The 18682-nt window shown below is 69.2% G+C and carries 21 protein-coding genes and 1 pseudogene; 9 read left to right on the top strand and 13 right to left on the bottom strand.

Features of this window, described 5'->3' with window-relative positions:
- Positions 1-9 precede the first annotated feature (9 nt).
- Genes ACTWP6_RS15825 through ACTWP6_RS15815 form a run of 3 tightly spaced genes read right to left on the bottom strand, consistent with a single transcriptional unit; the run spans position 10 to position 4043 of the window.
- A complete protein-coding gene (locus ACTWP6_RS15825) occupies positions 10-1773 on the bottom strand; it encodes an N-acyl-D-amino-acid deacylase family protein (RefSeq protein WP_443188188.1) in 1764 nt (587 codons plus the stop codon).
- Positions 1774-1783: 10 nt separating this feature from the next.
- Complete coding sequence (locus ACTWP6_RS15820) at positions 1784-2254, bottom strand: nuclear transport factor 2 family protein (RefSeq protein WP_443188187.1); 471 nt, start codon at positions 2252-2254, stop codon at positions 1784-1786.
- Positions 2244-4043, bottom strand: coding sequence for an N-acyl-D-amino-acid deacylase family protein (locus tag ACTWP6_RS15815; protein ID WP_443188186.1), 1800 nt, complete (start codon positions 4041-4043; stop codon positions 2244-2246). The genes ACTWP6_RS15820 and ACTWP6_RS15815 overlap by 11 nt, the downstream gene beginning before the upstream one ends.
- A gap of 102 nt (positions 4044-4145) precedes the next feature.
- Here ACTWP6_RS15815 and ACTWP6_RS15810 point away from each other — a divergent pair, with 102 nt between their 5' ends.
- From ACTWP6_RS15810 to ACTWP6_RS15795, 4 genes are all read left to right on the top strand, one after another.
- The gene (locus ACTWP6_RS15810; RefSeq protein ID WP_260752779.1) at positions 4146-5090 is read left to right on the top strand and encodes a dienelactone hydrolase family protein; all 945 of its coding nucleotides are present in this window, start codon (positions 4146-4148) and stop codon (positions 5088-5090) included.
- Positions 5091-5173: 83 nt separating this feature from the next.
- Positions 5174-6280, top strand: coding sequence for a glycosyltransferase (locus ACTWP6_RS15805; protein WP_260752780.1), 1107 nt, complete (start codon positions 5174-5176; stop codon positions 6278-6280).
- A gap of 14 nt (positions 6281-6294) precedes the next feature.
- Positions 6295-6693: a hypothetical protein gene (locus ACTWP6_RS15800; protein ID WP_443188185.1), complete on the top strand. Its 399-nt coding sequence runs from the start codon at positions 6295-6297 to the stop codon at positions 6691-6693.
- A gap of 92 nt (positions 6694-6785) precedes the next feature.
- Positions 6786-7220 (top strand): hypothetical protein, encoded by a 435-nt coding sequence (locus ACTWP6_RS15795; RefSeq protein WP_443188184.1) that lies wholly within the window; start codon positions 6786-6788, stop codon positions 7218-7220.
- Here ACTWP6_RS15795 and ACTWP6_RS15790 read toward each other — a convergent pair.
- The 4 genes from ACTWP6_RS15790 to ACTWP6_RS15775 are packed head-to-tail and all read right to left on the bottom strand — an operon-like array spanning position 7217 to position 10381.
- The gene (locus ACTWP6_RS15790) at positions 7217-8512 is read right to left on the bottom strand and encodes a cytochrome P450 (RefSeq protein WP_443188183.1); all 1296 of its coding nucleotides are present in this window, start codon (positions 8510-8512) and stop codon (positions 7217-7219) included. The two genes, ACTWP6_RS15795 and ACTWP6_RS15790, sit on opposite strands and share 4 nt — an antisense overlap.
- A gap of 17 nt (positions 8513-8529) precedes the next feature.
- Positions 8530-8925: a hypothetical protein gene (locus tag ACTWP6_RS15785; RefSeq protein ID WP_260752786.1), complete on the bottom strand. Its 396-nt coding sequence runs from the start codon at positions 8923-8925 to the stop codon at positions 8530-8532.
- Positions 8926-8964: 39 nt separating this feature from the next.
- Positions 8965-10131: a serine hydrolase domain-containing protein gene (locus ACTWP6_RS15780; protein ID WP_443188182.1), complete on the bottom strand. Its 1167-nt coding sequence runs from the start codon at positions 10129-10131 to the stop codon at positions 8965-8967.
- Positions 10132-10171: 40 nt separating this feature from the next.
- Positions 10172-10381, bottom strand: coding sequence for a hypothetical protein (locus ACTWP6_RS15775; RefSeq protein WP_443188181.1), 210 nt, complete (start codon positions 10379-10381; stop codon positions 10172-10174).
- A gap of 325 nt (positions 10382-10706) precedes the next feature.
- Here ACTWP6_RS15775 and ACTWP6_RS15770 point away from each other — a divergent pair, with 325 nt between their 5' ends.
- The gene (locus tag ACTWP6_RS15770; protein ID WP_443188180.1) at positions 10707-11594 is read left to right on the top strand and encodes a cyclopropane mycolic acid synthase family methyltransferase; all 888 of its coding nucleotides are present in this window, start codon (positions 10707-10709) and stop codon (positions 11592-11594) included.
- Here ACTWP6_RS15770 and speB read toward each other — a convergent pair.
- Together speB and ACTWP6_RS15760 are read right to left on the bottom strand one after the other, a co-directional pair.
- Entirely contained in the window at positions 11572-12594 is a 1023-nt protein-coding gene (gene speB, locus ACTWP6_RS15765) for an agmatinase (RefSeq protein WP_396885497.1), read from the bottom strand. The genes ACTWP6_RS15770 and speB overlap by 23 nt on opposite strands.
- A gap of 52 nt (positions 12595-12646) precedes the next feature.
- The gene (locus ACTWP6_RS15760; protein ID WP_443188179.1) at positions 12647-13075 is read right to left on the bottom strand and encodes an acyl-CoA thioesterase; all 429 of its coding nucleotides are present in this window, start codon (positions 13073-13075) and stop codon (positions 12647-12649) included.
- Between the two features lie 50 nt (positions 13076-13125).
- Between ACTWP6_RS15760 and ACTWP6_RS15755 the strand changes: the two genes are divergently transcribed.
- From ACTWP6_RS15755 to ACTWP6_RS15745, 3 genes are all read left to right on the top strand, one after another.
- Entirely contained in the window at positions 13126-14079 is a 954-nt protein-coding gene (locus ACTWP6_RS15755; RefSeq protein WP_443188178.1) for a threonine ammonia-lyase, read from the top strand.
- 197 nt (positions 14080-14276) lie between these two features.
- Positions 14277-14891 (top strand): Pr6Pr family membrane protein, encoded by a 615-nt coding sequence (locus ACTWP6_RS15750; protein WP_260752808.1) that lies wholly within the window; start codon positions 14277-14279, stop codon positions 14889-14891.
- A gap of 123 nt (positions 14892-15014) precedes the next feature.
- Complete coding sequence (locus tag ACTWP6_RS15745) at positions 15015-15761, top strand: L,D-transpeptidase (protein WP_443188204.1); 747 nt, start codon at positions 15015-15017, stop codon at positions 15759-15761.
- Between the two features lie 9 nt (positions 15762-15770).
- On the opposite strand, the gene ACTWP6_RS15740 is transcribed toward ACTWP6_RS15745, so the two are convergent.
- From ACTWP6_RS15740 to ACTWP6_RS15730, 3 genes and pseudogenes are all read right to left on the bottom strand, one after another.
- Entirely contained in the window at positions 15771-16196 is a 426-nt protein-coding gene (locus tag ACTWP6_RS15740) for a lipoprotein LpqH (RefSeq protein WP_260752810.1), read from the bottom strand.
- 11 nt (positions 16197-16207) lie between these two features.
- A pseudogene (locus ACTWP6_RS15735) lies at positions 16208-16735 on the bottom strand (peroxidase-related enzyme).
- A gap of 72 nt (positions 16736-16807) precedes the next feature.
- Entirely contained in the window at positions 16808-17542 is a 735-nt protein-coding gene (locus ACTWP6_RS15730) for a helix-turn-helix domain-containing protein (RefSeq protein WP_443188203.1), read from the bottom strand.
- A gap of 148 nt (positions 17543-17690) precedes the next feature.
- Between ACTWP6_RS15730 and ACTWP6_RS15725 the strand changes: the two genes are divergently transcribed.
- Positions 17691-17996, top strand: a complete 306-nt coding sequence (locus ACTWP6_RS15725) for a hypothetical protein (RefSeq protein ID WP_443188177.1) — start codon at positions 17691-17693, stop codon at positions 17994-17996.
- On the opposite strand, the gene ACTWP6_RS15720 is transcribed toward ACTWP6_RS15725, so the two are convergent.
- Positions 17986-18630: a TetR/AcrR family transcriptional regulator gene (locus tag ACTWP6_RS15720; protein ID WP_443188176.1), complete on the bottom strand. Its 645-nt coding sequence runs from the start codon at positions 18628-18630 to the stop codon at positions 17986-17988. The genes ACTWP6_RS15725 and ACTWP6_RS15720 overlap by 11 nt on opposite strands.
- Positions 18631-18682: the final 52 nt, after the last annotated feature.

Genomic DNA, 18682 nt, shown 5'->3' with positions numbered 1-18682 from the left:
CCGCAGAACTCAGCGCACCCCGCGGATGAGCCTGCCCGGCCGGGCGCCGGTGTCGACGCCGTGGCGCCGGGTCACCACGCCGCTGACCACGGTCGCGTCGTACCCCGAGGCGCCCTGGAGCAGGTGGCGTCCTCCGGCGGGCAGGTCGTAGACCATCCGCGGCACGTCCAGCCGCAGTGCGTCCATGTCGATGACGTTGAGGTCGGCCTTCTTACCGGTCGCGATCACCCCGCGGTCGGACAGCCCGAACAGCGTTGCAGTGTCCAAGGTCTGCTTGCGCACCACGTATTCGAGCGAGAACTTCGGGCCGCGGTGGCGGTCCCGGGCCCAGTGGGTGAGCAGGAACGTGGGGTAGGAGGCGTCGCAGATCAGGCCGCAGTGGGCGCCGCCGTCGGACAACCCCGAGACCGCAGCCGGGCTCTGCATCATCTGATGGATCGCGCTGTGGTCGCCCTCGGCGTAGTTGAAGAACGGCAGCATCAGCATCGCCCCGGCGTCGGCCTCGAGCATCAGGTCGTACATCGTCTCCAGCGGGTTCTGGCCGCGGGCCGCCGCGATGGCCGCCACTGTCCTGTCCGGCGTCGGTTCATAGTCCGGGGGATCGCCGATGGCGTAGATGCGGTCGGTGCTGTACTGCGCTAGCGCGAACAGACCGTCGAGCAGGGCACCGGGCGTCGGAGGCAGATCCTCCTCGGCGAGGATTGCCGCCTTGACCGCCGGTTCGGCCAGCCGCGCCGCGAGTTCGTCGCGGGCCGACCCTGCCGACACCGCACGGAACGTGGGCCGGTGGGTGAAGGCGTGGTAGCCGGGAAAGCCCAGCAGCATGCCGAACGGCCGCGCCGCGAACTGTGCATAGAGTTCGACGCCGTTCTCGTGAGCCTTCTCGGCCCGATCGAGCTGCTGACGCCACAGATGCGGTGCGTGGGAGGCCTGGATCAGCGTGAACGACACCGGCCGGTCGATGTCCTCGGAAAGCTTTGCCATCCATTCCATCTCACGCATGCACGCGTCGGCCGGACTCTCGCCTGCGGTGCCCTGCGGTGCCACCTCGAAGACCGCCCGGCCACCGGCGGCCATGGCACGACCCAGCCCGAACAGCTCGGCCTCGGCGGCGTAGGTACCCGGCACGGCCTGGCCGTCGACCGCGCGGTGCGCCTCGGTGCGCGAGGTCGAGAAGCCCAGCGCGCCGGCCTCGATCGCGTCCTGCACGATGCGCGCCATCGCTGCGATGTCGTCGGCGGTGGCTTCCTCGTTGTTGGCCCCGCGCTCACCCATCGCGTAGCCGCGGACCGCGCCGTGCGCAATCTGGCTTCCGTAATCGACTGCCAGAGTGCGCTTCTCGATCGCGTCAAGGTATTCGGGAAAGCTCTCCCACCGCCAGGTGATGCCTTCGGCCAGCGCGGAGCCCGGGATGTCCTCCACACCTTCCATCAGTTCGATGAGCCACTGCTCGCGGCCGGGACGCACCGGCGCGAACCCGACGCCGCAGTTGCCGCTGACGACCGTGGTGACGCCGTGGCGGCTCGACGGCTCCAGCGTCTCGTCCCAGCTGACCTGCCCGTCGTAGTGGGTGTGCACGTCGACGAAGCCCGGTGCGACGATGCGTCCCGTCGCATCGATCTCGTGTGCTGCTCCGGTCTGCAACCCCGGGTCGTCACCGTCGCGGCGGCGCACCTCGACGATCACGCCGTCCTTGACGCCGATGTCGGCTCGGAACCGGTCGGCGCCCGTGCCGTCCACGACCGTGCCGCCGGTGATCTTCAGATCCAGCATCGATCGCCCCTCACACCAGTCCGGTCGCGTCGAAGACCCACGACATGTCCGCCTCGGCGAAGTCCGCCAACCAGCTCGGCGGGGCATGGTCGGCCAGCGCGGCCATGTCCCAGTAGTCCTTCCACAGCGTGATCGCACCGTCCTGCACGCGGTGCACGCTGACGAACTTCAACAGCGCGAATTCTCCTGTGGCCCAATGCCACTCTTCGCTGTGCTCGTACATCACGTCGACGCCGTCGCTGACCATCAGCCCGGGGAAGTTCCGGTAGGCCGCCAGCGGCTCGATGCCGATCTTCAGCCGTTTGACGATGTCCTCGGGGCCGCGGGCGGCCACGGCCGGGCCGACCGGCACGTCGAGATAGATACACCCGGGGGCGAGGAAGGTCTTGAGCGCATCCCAATCGCGATCCGACAGCGCGGCCCACATGCCGTGCACGGTGGCTTCGACCTCTGCGGTGCGCGCCGCCTGGTCAACCGGCATGCGCCAGCGCCTCTTCCTGTGCGGCCGGTGCGGGCGCCCTGTGCGCTGCGCGCAGGAACCGCCCCGTGCGCCGGGTACCGACCAGGGCGGTGGCTTCACTGTTGAGGAACACCGCGCGGCCCCCGACGAATACGGCGTTGACGGTGTCGTCGTTGCGGTTCACCATCCGCGACAGCCCGCCGTACTGCGCGACCGGCTCCTCGGCATAACGGTTCAGCGTGTCGTCGAGCTTCGCGGGATCGACGATCACCACGTCGGCACGGTCCCCGAGGCGCAGGTGGCCGGCGTCGATGCGGTACCAGTCGGCGAGTTCACCGGTGAGCCGGTGCACCGCCTGCTCGACGGTCATGAACGGCCGTCCGGTCCGCTCGGCGTCGTGGACGTGACGGAGCAGTCGCAGTCCCATGTTGTAGAACGCCATGTTGCGCAGATGCGCGCCCGCGTCCGAGAAGCCCATCTGGATACCGCCGTCGGCGGCGAGCTTCTTGAGCATCTCCGGCCGGTGATTCGAGATCGTGGTGCGCCACCGCAGCGCCTTGCCGTGCTCGAGCACGAGGTCGAGAAACGCGTCCACCGGGTGCAGGCCGCCGCGGTCACGTCCCACGTCGCCGAACGACTTGCCGACCACCGACGCGTCGGGGCAGGCGACGATCTCGGCGTCGAAGAAGTCGCGGTGCCATACCCGCATGCCGAACTTCGCGTCGTAGTCCTTGCGGAACCGGCGGCGGTAGGCCTCGTCGCGCAGCAGCGCGTTGCGCTCCACCTCGTCGGCGAGGTGCAGCGCCGCCGCACCCGACCCGAACTCCTCGAAGATGACCAGGTCGATGCCGTCGGCATACACCTCGAACGGCACCGGCAGGTGTTGCCAACGGAAATTGCCGCCCAGCCGGTTCACCAGCCGGGCAAGGGGTCCGAGCGTCTTGACCGCCACCGGGTTGGACTTGATGTCGGCCGCCGAGAGCAGGCTCGTCTTGAGCGGGTTGCGGAACAGGCCGAGGGACTGGAAGACCTGCGAGCCCACGTTGACCGGGTTCGTGATGTCCGGTCCGGCCTGCAGCACCCGGCCGGACCGGCGCAGCAGCGATTTCAGCCGGCGCAGTTCGCGGGCGCTGGCATAGGTGGACGGAAGTGTGCGCGACCGGCACACCTGGCCGTCGAGCTTGTCGAAAAGCAGTTGCTGCGAAGACATCCCGACGAACCCCGCACGCAGCGCCTCGGTGAGCATCTGCTCCATCCGTAGCTGTTCACCACTGGTCGGCCGTTCGTCCTTGCGGGTGGCCCGGTCCAACCCCATGACCGCCGTGCGCATGTCGGAATGCCCGAGAAACGCCGCGACATTCGGGCCGAGCGGACGCGATTCCAGTGCCGCGATGTACTCCTCACCGCTCGACCAGTTCTTGTTGCGGTCCACCGCGTCGATCACGTGCTCGCGGGGGATCGCCTCGACCCGGCCGAAGATGTCGCCTGCGTCCACGCCGTCGACGTACACGGTGGACAGCGAGCACGATCCGAGCATCACGGTGGTGACACCGTGCCGCAGCGACTCTGACAGGGCCGGCCCGTCGAGCACCTCGATGTCGTAGTGGGTGTGGATGTCGATCAACCCGGGCAGCACCCACTTGCCGGCCGCATCGATCACCTGCGGGCACCCTGTCTCGTCGAGGTCGTCCTCGCTGATGGCGGCGACGTGCCCGGCCCGCATGCCGAGGGTGCGCACCGCCGAGGGCGCACCGGTGCCATCGAACCACCGGCCGTTGCGGATGATCGTGTCGTAAGTCACAACGCTCATCGAACAGCCCCCGCAGACGGGTGTCAACGAAATCGGTGAACAGAATTTTCCGAGTGTCTACTCGCGGTCGCCGAGCTGGCCGAAAGCGCATAATCAGGGCTTGTGACGCCTCTGCAGCGCTACATCGCCGAAGAGATCGCGACCGACCACGTGGACGGTCTGATGTCCCGACGCGAGGCGATGCGCCGGCTGGCACTGCTGGGGGTGAGCGCCGCGGCGGCCTCGGCGCTGATCGCGGCGTGCGGGGAGAACAGACAGGAGGCCGAGAGCGCGGCGGCGCCCCCCGAGTCCGGCACGCCCCCGGCCACCCCGCCGCCCGGCATGGACCGGGCCCTGCCCACCACGCCGGTCACCTGGGCCGGCCCGCGCGGGGAACTGCAAGGGGCCTGGGCGCCGGTCGGAGGGGACCAGGCGACGGCATCTGACACCACGCCCGGCGCCCGCGGCGGCATCCTGGTCATCCACGAGAACAAGGGGCTCAACGACTGGGTGCGCTCGGTGGCGGGTCGGCTCGCCGGGGCCGGCTATTCCAGCCTGGCCATCGACCTGCTCTCGGAGCAGGGTGGCACCGCGACCTTCGCCGATCCGGCCGAGGCCACCGCCGCGCTGGGCAACCGGCCACCCGAGGACATGGTGGCCGATCTGAAATCCGGGATCGCCGAGGTGGCGCGCCGCACCCCCGGGAAGAACACGGCCGTGATCGGCTTCTGCATGGGAGGTGGGCTGGTGTGGCGACTGCTCGCTGCCGGCTCACCCGAACTGGCGGCGGCCTTTCCGTTCTACGGGCCCACACCTGACAATCCGGACTTCGCCGGGTCGAAAGGCGTGGCCGTTCTGGGCTTCTACGGCGAACTCGACCAGCGCGTCAACGCCACCGAACCGGTCGCCGCTGCCGCGCTGCAGAAGGCCGGCCTGGTTCACGAGCTCGTCACCGAACCGGGCGCCAACCACGCCTTCTTCAACGACACCGGTGACCGCTACGATCCGGCCGCCGCAGCCGACGCCTGGTCACGCACCCTGGACTGGCTGGCCGCCCACGTCGGCTAGCGGCACCGGCACGACACCGCCTGTTCGGCCCGCGGCCGACCTGACGTTGCTCCCCGAACACCCGTACACGCTCTGATGCAGCCATGCGGGTGGTCCAGGTGGCGAACTTCTACGGTCCACGATCCGGGGGGCTGCGCACCGCGGTGGATCGGCTCGGCGCCGAATACCGCGCGGCCGGGCACACGGTGTTCCTCGTGGTGCCCGGACCCCGGCCGGACCACACCGTCCTGCCCTCCGGTGTGGTCCGAATCGGCGTGCCCGCGCGACTGATCCCCGCCACCGGCGGCTACCGCGCGGTTCACCCGCGGCCGGTGGTCGAGCTGCTGGAGCGGCTGCGACCCGACGCTCTGGAGGTGTCGGACCGGTTGACCCTCAGGTCGCTGGGCACGTGGGGGCGCGGGCGCGGCGTGTCGACAGTGATGATCTCTCACGAACGCCTGGACCGTCTTGTCGGGCAGGCACTTCCGGGCGCTGTCGCGCGGGCGGTGGCCGATGTCGCCAACCGGCGCACCGCGGCCGGTTACGACGCCGTCGTCTGCACGACGGCGTTCGCGCGGGAGGAGTTCGACAGGATCGGCGCGACCAATGTGGTGACGGTGCCGCTGGGCGTCGACCTCGACCAGTTCCACCCGCGCCGGCGCTGCGCCCAGACCCGGCGTCGCTGGGCAGCGCCCGACGAGCTGCTGCTGGTGCACTGCGGACGGTTGTCGGTCGAGAAACAACCACACCGCAGCGTCGACGCTGTTGCCGCGCTGAGGAATTCGGGCGTAAATGCCAGGCTCGTGGTGGTCGGCGAGGGGCCGCTGCGCGCCCGGCTGCAGCGCAGGGCGGCTCGACTGCCGGTCGAGTTCGCCGGGTTCATCGGCTGCCGCGACACCGTTGCGACGATCATGGCCAGCGCCGACGTCGCCCTGGCTCCCGGGCCGCACGAGACGTTCGGCCTTGCCGCGCTCGAAGCGCTGGCGTGCGGCACGCCCGCAGTGGTGTCCCGCACCTCGGCGCTGGCTGAGATCCTCACCCACGACAGCGGCGCCACCGCCGACAACCACGCCGACGCGATCGCCGCCGCCGTGGGCACCGTGCTGACCCGCCCCGAGCACCTTCGCAGGCACAGCGCACGACGGCGCGCCGAACACTTCACCTGGCCCCGAGCAGCCGCCGGAATGCTGACCGCTCTCGGCGCCGGGTGACCTACGATCCATAGATGTTCCGGACGTTCGCAGCGCTGGCCGCCACCGCGTCGCTGCTTGGATCGACGGTGGTCTCCGCCGCCGCGCAACCCGCTCCGGTCTCTGCCTGCGCCTATGAGCTCAGCTCCCCGGCCGTGGTGAACGTCTCCGGCACCGACATGGTGGCCGCCGCCCTGACAATCGGGGCCTGCGACGGCGCAGTCACCTACGCCACGACCGTCTGTATCCAGATGCAGGGCGACGCCGGACCCGGGCAGTGCGCGCGGGGCTTCGGCCTCGTCCCCGCGCAGGTGTTCTTCCAGCCCTATCGACCGGGGCTCACCTACACCGCCACCGGCCGCGGGTGCGCGTCGAAGGGCAATCCGCCGCAGCAGCACTGCCAGGAGAGCGGTCCGCTCACCGCCACCCTCTGAGCCGGCCCCCGGTTTAGCGCCGGCACCGCCCGGGCACCCGACGAATCAACGGGGCCGTCAGTCGCGGCGTCCCGCGAGCTAAGGAGCCGGGCATGGACACCAACAACGTCGTCTGGATCGTGATTGCCGTGATCGCGATCATCGCCATCGGGGTCATCGTCTTTCTGGCGCGCAAGACCCGAAACCGGCGCCGCGCCGAGGAAGCCGACCGCATCCGCGAGGAGGTCCACCACGACAGCAGGCGTGTGCAGCGGCAGGCCTCGATCGTGGAAGAGACGGAGGCCAAGGCCCGTGCTGCCAAGGCCGAGGCCGAGGCGAAGGCCGCCGAGGCGGCGCGTCTGGCCGACACGGCCGCCAGCCGACGCGACGCGTTGAGCCACTCGCAGGAGCACCTGGACGCTCGCCGCGAGCACGCCGACCAGCTGGACCCGCGGAACACCTCGAACGACAAACTCGACGACACCGCGCGCGATGGAAAGCACTCCGGCACCGCCCAGCAGATGCATCCGGACGTGCGCGGCCGCTAACGGCGCCAGGAAACCGGCAGCCGCTTGATGCCGTGGATGAAGGCCGAGTGCAACCGGTCCGGTTCCGCCACGGCGTGGATGTCGGGCACCATCCGGTGTAGTTCCTCGAATGCGACCGTGATCTCGCGGCGCGCGAGATTGGCGCCCAGACAGAAGTGGGCTCCGCCGCCGCCGAAACCCACATGCGGATTCGGGTTCCTGCCGACGTCGAACAGCCACGGATCCGCGAACTTGGCCTCGTCCCGGTTCGCGGATCCGTACCACAGTGAGACCTTGTCTCCCGCGGCGATTTTCACGTTCCCCATGTCGACGTCGCGGGTGGCGGTGCGCCGCATGTAGGCCACGGGGGAGGCCCACCGGACGATCTCCTCGACGGCGGTGGGCGCCATACCGGCGTAATCGGACCACCACCGGTCGCGCTGCTCGGGATAGCGGCTCAGCGCGAGCACGCCGTGGCTGATCGCGTTGCGGGTGGTCTCGTTGCCGGCCACGACCAGCAGGATGAAGAACGACGCGACCTCGGCGGAGGTCAACCGCTCACCGTCGAGCTCGGCGCGGACCAGACTGGTGGTCAGGTCGTCGCCGGGACGGTCCCGGCGATCGTCGGCGAGGGCCGTCGCGTAAGCCCCGATATCCATTGCGACGGAGACGAACTCGTCGAAGTCGGTGGCGATGTCGGGGTCGCCGAACCCGAGGATCACGTTGGTCCAGTGGAAGACCTTCTGGTGGTCCTGCTCGGGGATGCCCATCATGTCGCAGATGATCTGCAGCGGTAGCGGCCCGGCCAGTTCGGCGACGATATCGCCCCGGCCGTCGGGATGGGCGGCCACCATGTCCTCGACGAGGCTGCGGGCCCGCTGCCGCACCGAGTCCTCGATCAGGGCCAGCACTCGCGGGGTGAACGCGCTGCGCACGATGTTGCGCAGCCGGGTGTGGCGGGGGTCATCCATCGCGATCATCGAGCCGAAATACTCGGCCAGCTCAGGGGTTTGATCGCCGACGGTGATCCCCAACGCGGAACTGAAGATCTCCGGATGCCTGCTGGCGAAGAAGACGTCCTCGTGTCGGGTCAGCGCCCAGTGTCCGGCGACTTCGGAGTCGGTGTCGACCACGTAGGCGGAGTGGAACGAGATCGGCGCCTCGCGGCGCAGCGTCGCGAACGCGCCGTCGCGGTAGTCGTCGTCAAGACCCCAGAAATCCCATGACCCCAGATCGATGTCGGCCAGCGGCACCGGGGGCGGTGCCACCCCGTTCGGCCGGATGACCGCCGCGTCGTCGATGCCCAGGCCCATACGGCCCCAGCGTAGCTTCAGGGCAGGCGTTCATGACCCTTTCTGCCGTGCGTGCGCCGTTGTTCCTTCATGCGGGCTTCGTGCGTATGCCGTTCGCCGCCCACCAGTTCGTCGCGGACCCGGCGCACGTGCTCGCCGAACAGCGACCAGTATTCGTCGTCGAACTCCTCGACGATCTGGAAGGTCCACCGCCCGTGAAGCACGTTGCGTCCCACCAGGTCGGATTCAAGCCGCTCGGCGATCGCGTCGTGGCCGGCCGCACGCAGCGCCTCCGCACCTTCACCGAGCAGAAGATCGGCCCGGCCGATCAGCTGATGGAACGAGTACAGATGGCCCCGGGCCCGTTCCACGTACTCCAGAGCTTCACTCACCTTGCCGACGGCATCGACCGTCTCGTCACTCGCGTCAGTCACCGAGGCGAGATACCCGCCGGGAGGCCCCGGCAACCGCGCTCAGTCCGTCCAGTACACGTGGTCGGGGGTCAGTTCGGCGGTGACCGCGGTGGCCAGCAGCGCGCTTGGCTGAGCGCCCCGGAACGCGATGTCGGTGTTGGTCATGATGACCAGTGTGGTCTGCCGTCCGGGCAGGTGCACCGACACGCACTGGTAGCCGGGCACGCTGCCTGCGTAACCCACCCACCCGGCGAAGTTGGACACTCCGAGCCCGTAGCCCTCGGGGGCGGGCCCTCCCGAACCGTCCACCAGCCGCTGCCGCTGCATCGCGGGGCTCAGGAGCGTCCCGTTCGCCAGCGCCGGGGCCCAGATCCGCATGTCGTGCAGTGTGGAGATCATATTGCCGGCGGCCCACGACCGGGACGGATTCCAGTCGGTGGCGGTGGTCTCTCCGTCATCGGGCGTCTGAGCGGTGTAGCCGGCGGCATGAGGCCTGGGAAAACTGGCGTCGGTCGGGAAGCTGGTCGCCTCCATACCCAGTGGCGCACTGATGTGCTCGCGGATGTAGCCCGCCAGCGACTGTCCGCTGACCTTCTCCACCACGAGGCCGAGCAGCACGGTGTCGGTGTTGCTGTGGTGGTAGCCGGCACCGGTGGCGAACACCGTCGGTGGGAAGAACGCGAGCTCGAGCAGTTGCGCGGGTGTGGACGCCCGTGCAGGATCGGCGAACGCCGCGGACACGAACTCCGGGTTCGTCGTGTAGTCGGGCAACCCGCTCCGCATCCCCGCGAGCTGGCGCAGCGTGACGGCCTCCCCACCGGGGATGCCGTCGAGGTGTTCGGCGATCGGGTCGTCGAGTCCGAGCTTGCGCTGATCGGCCAGCAGCAGCACCGCGGTGACAGTGAAAGTACGTGTCAAGCTTCCGATCCGGCTGTAGAGATCGGTCTTCATCGGCGCCCGGGTCGTCTTGTCGGCCACTCCGAACGCGCGGACGTAGTCTCCGTCGGGGGTCCAGATCCCGATGATCGCCCCCGGTATGCCGGCCTCGGCCATCACCCGCTCGACCGCACCGTCGAGCCGGTCGGCGAGTGGGGCGGCCATCGTGGCCGCGGTCGCGGTGAGGCCGGGACGCTCCCGGTGCGCCGGGTGCGGCGCCTCTACCGGCTGTGCGCACCCCGCCGCGCCGAGGGCCACGGCGAGCGCGGCGGTGGCGACACGGGTGATCATCGGGCTCAGGGTATTGGCCGCGACACCGTCGCCGTGCCGGTCAGCGATCGAATTCCGGCTCGTCCTCGGGCACGGGGATGGACTGCTCGATCAGATCCGCCTCGCTGGCCTGCCAGTCGCGCTCGGCGCCGACCCGCTCGGCGTCCGGCCAGGTCTCCTCGTCGACGTCGACGTCGACGGCCGGGGTGAGTTGTTCGACCACGTCGGCCTCGGCGGCGTCTATGAACTGGTCGTCGTCGGGGGTGGTCATCGGCGATCTCTCCCAAGAATGGTCGGGGACTTTCGGGGGACGTTGAGGACGTTGAGGACATGACGCGCTGTCTCCACCATAGGCGCGTCCGGGCGCCGGCGGCTGCCGGACCCGACCCGATTACCCGCTTGCACCCGCCGCACACGGGGGCGGCCCGACAAGATCACCCGCTTTCGTTCCGGTCTTGCTCTGGGGGTGTGGCTGGTGATTCACGGGTCCGTGGGGCTCTCGGGTACGCTACGTAAACTGCGACAACGGGACAGGCCCTCAAGCCCGGTGGGGCCGCCCCACCCGATCAGCTTCTGAGAATCTAAGGGCCTGTATTTTGCCAGAAACCACGAGCGGCTCTTCGGAACTGCAGCCTCACTTCGAGGACGTCCAGTCCCATTACGACCTGTCGGACGATTTCTATCGGCTGTTCCTGGACCCCACCCAGACCTACAGCTGCGCCTACTTCGAGCGCGACGACATGACGCTCGAAGAGGCGCAGCTCGCCAAGATCGACCTGTCGTTGGGCAAGCTCGGCCTCGAACCCGGTATGACGCTTCTCGACATCGGATGCGGGTGGGGTGCGACGCTACTGCGCGCCATCGACAACTACGACGTCAACGTCATCGGCCTGACGCTGAGCCGCAATCAACAGGCGCACGTGCAGAAGCGACTTGATGCGCACCCGAGCCCGCGCAACAAGCGCGTCCTGCTGGCCGGTTGGGAGCAGTTCGACGAGCCCGTCGACCGGATCGTGTCGATCGGGGCGTTCGAGCATTTCGGCCGCGACCGCTACGACGAGTTCTTCAAGAAGGCCTATCAGGTGCTTCCTGAGAACGGTGTGATGATGCTGCACACCATCATCAAGCCCAGCGACGAGGAGTTCGCCGCGAAAGCGCTGCCGGTAACCATGAAGCTGATCCGGTTCTCGAAGTTCATCATGGACGAGATCTTCCCGGGCGGTGATCTGCCCAAGCCGGAGACCGTCGAGGAGCACGCGACCAAGGCCGGGTTCACCCTGACGCGGCAGCAGCGTCTGCAGCCGCACTACGCCAAGACGCTCGACATCTGGGCCGAGGCGCTGAGCAAGCGGGAAGACGACGCGGTGGCCATCCAGTCCCGCGAGGTCTACGACCGGTACATGAAGTACCTGACCGGCTGCGCGGATCTGTTCCGTGACGGCTACACCGACGTCTGCCAGTTCACTCTGGAGAAGAAGGCCTGATTTCCCGGTAGGAACGCGCCGGCTGGCCCGGCTCGGCTCCCGCCACGTCGCGCCGCCGGGCCGCCATCCCGGCCAGCGCCTCGAACACCACGCGGTGCGCGGCATTGACGGTCAGTTCGGCGTGGTCGTAGGCGGGCGCCACCTCGACCACGTCCACTCCGACGACGTCGTGTTCGCGGCACAACTGCCGCACCATCCGGAGCAGGTCGGCGCTGGTGATGCCACCCGGTTCCGGGGTGCCCGTGCCGGGCGCGTGCGCCGGGTCGAGCACGTCGATGTCGACCGACACATACAACTTCTCGGCCTTGGCCAGCGCCTCGCCCACGGCGTCGGCCATCACCGCCTTGAACCCGCGCTCCCAGATCTCCTGCATCGTGTGCCAGGTCATCCGCTGTTCGAGCATCCACTCGAAGGTGTCCTGCGGCGGCCAGTAGCCGCGCAGACCGACCTGAACGAACTGCGATCCGGGCACCGCGCCCGATTCGATCAGCCGGCGCATCGGGGTGCCGTGGCTGGCCAGGTTGCCTTCGATCTCGTCGGCGGTGTCGGCGTGGGCGTCGAAATGCACGATGCCGACGTTGCCGTAACCGTGGACGTCGGCCACCGCCGTCGCCGCCGGCCAGGTGATCGAGTGATCACCGCCCAGGATCACCGGGACGATGCCGCGGCTGGCCACCGCGTGCACACGCTCGCGGATGTTGCGGTGGGACACCTCGGTCTGGCCGTGCGGACAATAGGCGTCACCGAAGTCCACAACCTCCAGCCAGTCAAAGATCTCCAGGCCCAAATCCAAGTGGTAGGTGCCCGGCTCGTAGGCCGTGGCCCGGATCGCCCGCGGCCCGAACCGCGCACCGGGACGGTTGGTGGTCCCGATGTCGAACGGCGCCCCGACGATGGCGGCGTCGGGCTGCCAAGCGTCGAGTTGTTCGGGCTCGGTCAAAAACGGGCGGTGCCCGAAAGAAGCCACGCCCGCGTAGGGCAGATCCAACTGCTCCGCCATCCCCGGCGGGAGCTCACGTCGAGGTCCGTGCTCGTGGCCCATGCGAACGACGCTACCGGTCACTCGCCGCGCTCACATCCAGCGCCGACCGCAGCCTGTCGGGGATCGTCCGCTTGGCCCAATCCGTCGTGGACACCAGCACATAGACGTTGTGTCCCCGCACCGCGACCCGCTCCGCGTCGGTGCCGGAGCGGGCCAGCACGGTGAAGCCGATGGTGAAGCTCGTCGTGCCCACCCGGGTGCAGCGTGCCTCGACCCGCACCTCGTCTCGCCAGCGCACCGGCGCCGCGAAGTCGATCTCGGCGTGCACCACCTGGAAGTCGTACCCGTCGGCGTTCAACGCGGGATAGCCGATGCCGAGCGAGTCGAGCAGCCCGGTGCACGCCTCGTCGAACCACGTCAGGTAATGGCCGTTGAACACCACGCCCTGCTGGTCGATCTCCGCGTAGCGCGGCGCGATCGCCAGCGAGAAGTCCGTCACCCGACTCACCCTAGAGATCGGGACGGGCGGTCTGCAGGACACTGGGATCCATGAAGCTGGTGACGATCGACGATGTCCGGGCGGCGGCTGACCGGGTCCGATCGCATGTGGTGCGTACGCCACTGCTCGCCGCCCGCTGGGGCGACCCGGACCGGCCGCTGTGGATCAAGCCGGAGAACTTGCAGCCCATCGGCGCGTTCAAGGTCCGTGGCGCCTTCAATGCCGTGGCGGCGTTGACGTCGGCCGGCGAAGGCGCCGTCACCGACGTCGTCGCCTATTCCAGCGGCAACCACGCGCAGGCCGTCGCGTACGCCGCGGCGGCGTTCGGGTTGCGGGCCCACATCGTGATGCCGGAGGAGACGCCGACGGTCAAGGTGCAGTCCACCCGTGATCTCGGCGCGCGGGTGGTGTTGTGCGCGGCAGGGCAACGCGAGGCGGTCGCCGAGCAGGTGCGCAGCGACACCGGCGGGGCGATGATCCCGCCGTTCGACCACCCGGATGTGATCGCCGGACAGGGCACGATCGGCCTGGAGATCGCCGAGGACCTGCCGTCGGTGCGCACCGTGCTCGTCCCCGTCAGTGGCGGGGGACTGGCTTCGGGCATCGGCACCGCGATCCGTGCGCTGTGCCCGGACGCCGCGGTCTTCGGGGTCGAGCCCGAGCTCGCCGCCGACACCACCGAGGCATTGCGCCTCGGCCACCGGGTCAACTGGTCGATCGAAGACCGTAACCGCACGATCGCCGACGGGCTGCGGTCGCAGCCCTCGGAGCTGACCTTTGTCCATCTGCAGCAGGTTCTCGACGGGATGCTGACGGTGTCCGAGGACGAGATCCGCGCGGCGGTGCGCGAGTACGCGTACCGCGCGCACCTGGTCAGCGAGCCGAGCGGTGCGGTGCCCCTGGCGGCCTACCGGCAGGGCATGACACCGCCGGGGCCGACCGTGTTGATCCTGTCCGGGGGCAACATCGACGCGCGCATGCTCGCGCAGATTCTCGGCGGGTAGGGTCCACCGGGTTTTCGATTCAGTGGTGTGTGGGCGCGGCGCTGGCGTGCTCCGGCAGCGAAGGACTCGACCCGTCCCGACCCTTCGAGCCCTTCGAGCACGACGAGCGCAGGGCGTACCGGGCAGGTCCGCCGGCCGACCGTGGCCCGGTCGCGCTGCTCGCCGCTGCGGCTGCCGCAAGTCATATCCTGGCGGGAATGAGCCTCCCCGTCGCCCCCACGCACCCGTCGCTCGTGCGCACCGTTCTCAGGCTGGCGATCGTCGGCTGTGTCGCGGCCGCGCTGCTGCTGGTGGAACTGACCTCCACCCGGGGAGTGGGATGGCGGCTGATCACGTTCACCTACCAGGCCAATCTGCTGGCCGCCGGATACTACCTGTGGACTCTGTGCTCACCGCGGGCCGACAGTCGGATCGGGCTGCGGGGCGCGGTGGTGCTGTATGTCGTCATGGCCGGGGTGATCTGGAACCTCCTGTTGACCGAGCACAGCATGGGGTACACGCCGGCGAACTTCCTCCTGCACGTCGCGGTCCCGGTGCTGGTGCTCGGTGACTGGCTGCTCGTCGGTCGCGGCGCGATCCCGATGGCGTGGTGGCAGCCGGTGGCGTGGCTGACGTATCCGGCGGCATATCTCGCGCTGGCCCTGCTGGTGCTCAACGATGCCGGCCGGCGCCCGCCCTATTACTTCCTCGATCCGGACAGCGTGGGCACCGCCACGGTGGCGATGAACGTCGCCGCGCTGTCGGCGTGCGTGCTCGCACTGGGATACACGCTGCTGGCGCTCAACCGCGCGGCGTCCGAGGCCCGGGCCTGAAACATCGCCGCCTGCGGGACCGATAGAAGGGGAGACAGTTGTCGTTTGCCGGGCCCGTGTTCGGCCGCGGCACCCGCCACGACCAATTAGGATGGCAACGTGCTGAGACGTCGTCTGCAGCAAATGGTGAGCGCGCTCGGGTGCGCTGCGCTGCTCACGGGCGGCTCGCTGCTCGGGCCGCTTCCCGCGGGCAATGCCGGGTCAACCGCCGGAACGCGGGTCGCCGGGGTGACCCCCGCGCCTGGCCAGACGGTCGGCGTCGCGCATCCGGTCACCGTCAGGTTCGCCGGGGAGGTGCCGAACAGGTCGGCCGCGGAACGGTCTGTGGCCGTGGTCCCGGCCGGGTCGCCGGTCCCGGCGTCCGGATCCTTCACCTGGCTCGACGACCGAGTCTTGGAGTGGACACCCACCGACTTCTTCCCCGCCCATACGCCGATCTCGGTCACGGTGGGCGGCTTCACGACGAGCTTCCAGACCGGATCGTCGGTCGTCAGCGTGGCCGACATCGGCGACTACTCGTTCACGGTCAGCATCGACGGTGAGGTGGCGCGCCGGATGCCGGCATCGATGGGCAAATCGAAGTTCCCGACGCCCACCGGCCGGTTCACCGCGCTGGAGAAGCAGCGCAACGTCACCTTCGACTCCCGCACGATCGGCATCCCTCTCGACGATCCCGAGGGCTACCTGATCAAGGGGGAGTACGGCGTCCGGGTGACCTGGGGTGGCGTGTACGTCCACTCCGCACCGTGGTCGGTCGGATCCCAGGGCTATGCGAACGTCAGCCACGGCTGCATCAACCTCAGCCCCGACAACGCCGCGTGGTATTTCGACACCGTCCGGGTCGGCGACCCGATCATCGTGCAGGCCTGAGGATCCCGGTCAGCAGTTGGTCTGAATCCGGAAGTCTGCGGTGACGGCGTCGCTGGGCTTGTCGTCGAACGCCCCGTCGGCCTTTCCGGTGATCGTGTAACGCCCGTTGTTGCCGCTGACCTCCGCCTGGCCGATGTTGTCGCTCCAGAACGTGCCACTGAAACCGCCGACGCCGCGGAATTCGACGGACTCGGCGGTGAGATCGCCGTCGGTCGACAGCACCGCGGTGAAGCCGTTCTCTTCCCCCGGGGTCTCGATGTACCACGACCATCCGGTCTGCCGGCATTGCACGGCCTGCGCGCCGCCGGTGTCGTTGCCGTCGATCGTCACGGTCGCCGTGGTACCGCCCAGGGCTGGCTCGGGTGTCGCGCAGCCGGCCACGCCGAGTACCGCGACGCCGCCGACGACGGTCGCCATGAAGTGTCGAGTCCCCATGGCGCCCGACTCTATTCGCTCGACCGCCCGTTCCCGGCCGGAATGCCGGTGTATTCGGGATTGGGCGGTAACGACAGTGCGATCCCGATGCGGTTGGTGGCGCCGATGAACGCCGCGATCGAGATGCCTTTCAGGATCTGGTGATCGTCGAGGCCCGTGCTCCGCAGCCGGTCGACGTCGGCGTCCCGTATCGACTGCGGATCGTTGTTGACCGCCACCGCGAGATCGGCCAGCGCGCGCTCTCGGTCGGTCAGCTCAGGCACCTGATGGTGGTCGATCGCGACCCGGTGGCCGAACGACCAGTCGCCGGCGACCTTGCCCAGCTTGTTCGCGTGGTTGGTGTGGCAGTACGCGCAGCGGTTCTCCCCGGAGACGACAGGGCGCGAAACCAGTTCGAGGTGAGGCCCTCGTCGCGCAGCTGGCGGTTGAAGAAGCCGCGCACGCCCGGGGAGCTGAGCCCGTCGAGTTCGGGCACCGCCCGAGATGGGGGCGGGGGTCAGCCCGGCGCCCTGTACCGGGGCGTCTCTGGTCGCTGTCATGGCCACGACCCTCCCGCACGTACGGGCGGCGGCCAACAGTTCGGCACGCCGAGATGCGAACCCTTGCGCGGGTCAACGCAATGCGGCGTCGGTGGCGTCGTCGGCGGGCAGGAACGCTTCGATGCTCAGCTCGGCCGCCGTGAGGTCGAGGGCGGTGCCGAATGTGGTGACCGTGCTCAGAAACCTCAGCACCCGGCCGTCCGCGGCCTCCAGCTCCAGCGGCACGGCGACGCCGCCGAGGTCGAGGGAGTCCTCGAAACCTCCGGGATAGGACTCGATTTCACACAACAGCTCACCGAGTTCTGCATCTCCGGCGCTGCCGACCTCGCGGCGGAGCCGCTCGACGAGGTGGGTCCGCCACTGCCCGAGGTTGCTTATGCGGGGGGCCAGCCCGCCGGGGTGCAGCGCGATGCGCAGCGCATTGGGCCGCTCGAGCAGCTCCGGCGCCACGCCGTCGAGCAGCACGCCGGCCCCTGCGTTCGCCTGCAGGATCCACCAGCCACGGTCGACCACCACGCACGGGTACGGCTCGTAGGCGGTGAGCACCCTGCGCACCCCGTCCCGCACCGCGACCATCTCGGGCGCGTCCAGAGAGCGCTCGGCGTACACCGGGGCCAGGCCCGCGGCGACGAACAGCCGGTTCTGTTCTCGTTGCGGCACACCGAGAGCCGTGGCCAGCCGCAGCACCATCGCCCGGCTCGGTGAGGAGCGGCCTGTCTCGATGAAGCTGACGTGGCGCGCGGATACGCCGGCGGCCAGCGCGAGATCGAGCTGGCTGAGCCGGCGCCTACGCCGCCATTCACGCATCAGCGCCCCGAACGGAGCCGGCCGCTCGACAGTGGTCACTTCTTCAGTTTGACCGGTGCTGCGCGGCCGGGCCATGACCTCCGAGGTAATTGCGGTGGTTACCTCCCTGGGCGCACGGTGAAGGTAGGCACCCGAGGAGGCGAGCGACATGACAACCGCACACCCGAACGCCGACCCGATTCCCCGGTGGTTGCGCTTCGTGCTGATCTGCGACCGCGCCGGGTCGTCCTGGTACATCGGTACCGGATTCTTCTTCGCGCCGGTGCTGGCGCTGGTGTCTCCGTGGCCGGCACTGACCGCTGCGCTGTGGGTGTTCATCGCGCTGGCCGGGCTGTGGCTGGGCCTGCTCGGTGTCGCGATGGCCACGGGTCTGGCCATGGTGCTCCGCTCCGACGCCGAGATCCCGGAGGACTACTGGCGTTCGCTGCTGGATTACCCGAAGCTCACCCGGTGAGCAGTTGGTGGGCGAGTGTCGCGGCCAGCCAGCTCTCGAAGCGGCTCCCGGACCAGCCATGGCCGGCAACGAGATGACGGTGCATCGCGGGATCGCTGAACAGACACGCCAGATCGATTGCGGCCGAACGACTCAACCCGGCCTGTAGCGCATCCCGCGCGGTCAGCGCATCGACCACCGCACGGGCGCCGGCGCGACGCTGGGCGTGCAGCTTCTCCAACAGCTCCCGCGCGCTGTCGTCCTCCGACGCCGCGGCCTCCAGCGCGGCGAACAGCGCTGAGACCCGCGTGTCGATGTCGGCGATCATCCGTGCCCACGCGGTCAGCAGAGCACGGGCATCGTCCAGCTCCAGCAGCGCGGCCACCTCGGGCCGCTCGGCCAACGGCAGCGGCTCGTCGTCTCCGGCGATGGCGAAGTTCAGTGCCGCCGAGAGTAGTTCGGCTTTGCCGCCGACCGCGGAGAACACCGTCTTACGGCTCACCCCGGCCGCCGTAGCGATCGCGTCGACCGAGGTGCCTCCGTAGCCGGTGGCGACGAACAACTCGGCCGCCGAGGCGACGATCCGGCGCCGGGTGCCGCGCGCCTGCGCGGCGCGCAGATCCGACCGATACCTGCGCTTGACATCCTCACCCATTTGGAGTGACCCTCAGTGTATTCATTACATATGACGGTACCTGAAATGAGGC

Origin of the sequence: Mycobacterium sp. 4D054 (genome assembly GCF_052245755.1) — a bacterium.
Taxonomy (GTDB): domain Bacteria; phylum Actinomycetota; class Actinomycetes; order Mycobacteriales; family Mycobacteriaceae; genus Mycobacterium.
This window is presented reverse-complemented; position numbering and strand designations above follow the sequence as displayed.

Excerpts from the sequence above, each read along its gene's own strand:
- ACTWP6_RS15825 (WP_443188188.1), bottom strand. The coding sequence starts at position 1,773 with ATGCTGGATCTGAAGATCACCGGCGGCACGGTCGTGGACGGCACGGGC.
- ACTWP6_RS15820 (WP_443188187.1), bottom strand. The coding sequence starts at position 2,254 with ATGCCGGTTGACCAGGCGGCGCGCACCGCAGAGGTCGAAGCCACCGTG.
- ACTWP6_RS15815 (WP_443188186.1), bottom strand. The coding sequence starts at position 4,043 with ATGAGCGTTGTGACTTACGACACGATCATCCGCAACGGCCGGTGGTTC.
- ACTWP6_RS15805 (WP_260752780.1), top strand. The coding sequence starts at position 5,174 with ATGCGGGTGGTCCAGGTGGCGAACTTCTACGGTCCACGATCCGGGGGG.
- ACTWP6_RS15800 (WP_443188185.1), top strand. The coding sequence starts at position 6,295 with ATGTTCCGGACGTTCGCAGCGCTGGCCGCCACCGCGTCGCTGCTTGGA.
- ACTWP6_RS15795 (WP_443188184.1), top strand. The coding sequence starts at position 6,786 with ATGGACACCAACAACGTCGTCTGGATCGTGATTGCCGTGATCGCGATC.
- ACTWP6_RS15790 (WP_443188183.1), bottom strand. The coding sequence starts at position 8,512 with ATGGGCCTGGGCATCGACGACGCGGCGGTCATCCGGCCGAACGGGGTG.
- ACTWP6_RS15780 (WP_443188182.1), bottom strand. The coding sequence starts at position 10,131 with ATGATCACCCGTGTCGCCACCGCCGCGCTCGCCGTGGCCCTCGGCGCG.
- ACTWP6_RS15775 (WP_443188181.1), bottom strand. The coding sequence starts at position 10,381 with ATGACCACCCCCGACGACGACCAGTTCATAGACGCCGCCGAGGCCGAC.
- speB (WP_396885497.1), bottom strand. The coding sequence starts at position 12,594 with ATGGCGGAGCAGTTGGATCTGCCCTACGCGGGCGTGGCTTCTTTCGGG.
- ACTWP6_RS15755 (WP_443188178.1), top strand. The coding sequence starts at position 13,126 with ATGAAGCTGGTGACGATCGACGATGTCCGGGCGGCGGCTGACCGGGTC.
- ACTWP6_RS15750 (WP_260752808.1), top strand. The coding sequence starts at position 14,277 with ATGAGCCTCCCCGTCGCCCCCACGCACCCGTCGCTCGTGCGCACCGTT.
- ACTWP6_RS15745 (WP_443188204.1), top strand. The coding sequence starts at position 15,015 with ATGGTGAGCGCGCTCGGGTGCGCTGCGCTGCTCACGGGCGGCTCGCTG.
- ACTWP6_RS15740 (WP_260752810.1), bottom strand. The coding sequence starts at position 16,196 with ATGGGGACTCGACACTTCATGGCGACCGTCGTCGGCGGCGTCGCGGTA.
- ACTWP6_RS15730 (WP_443188203.1), bottom strand. The coding sequence starts at position 17,542 with ATGCGTGAATGGCGGCGTAGGCGCCGGCTCAGCCAGCTCGATCTCGCG.
- ACTWP6_RS15725 (WP_443188177.1), top strand. The coding sequence starts at position 17,691 with ATGACAACCGCACACCCGAACGCCGACCCGATTCCCCGGTGGTTGCGC.
- ACTWP6_RS15720 (WP_443188176.1), bottom strand. The coding sequence starts at position 18,630 with ATGGGTGAGGATGTCAAGCGCAGGTATCGGTCGGATCTGCGCGCCGCG.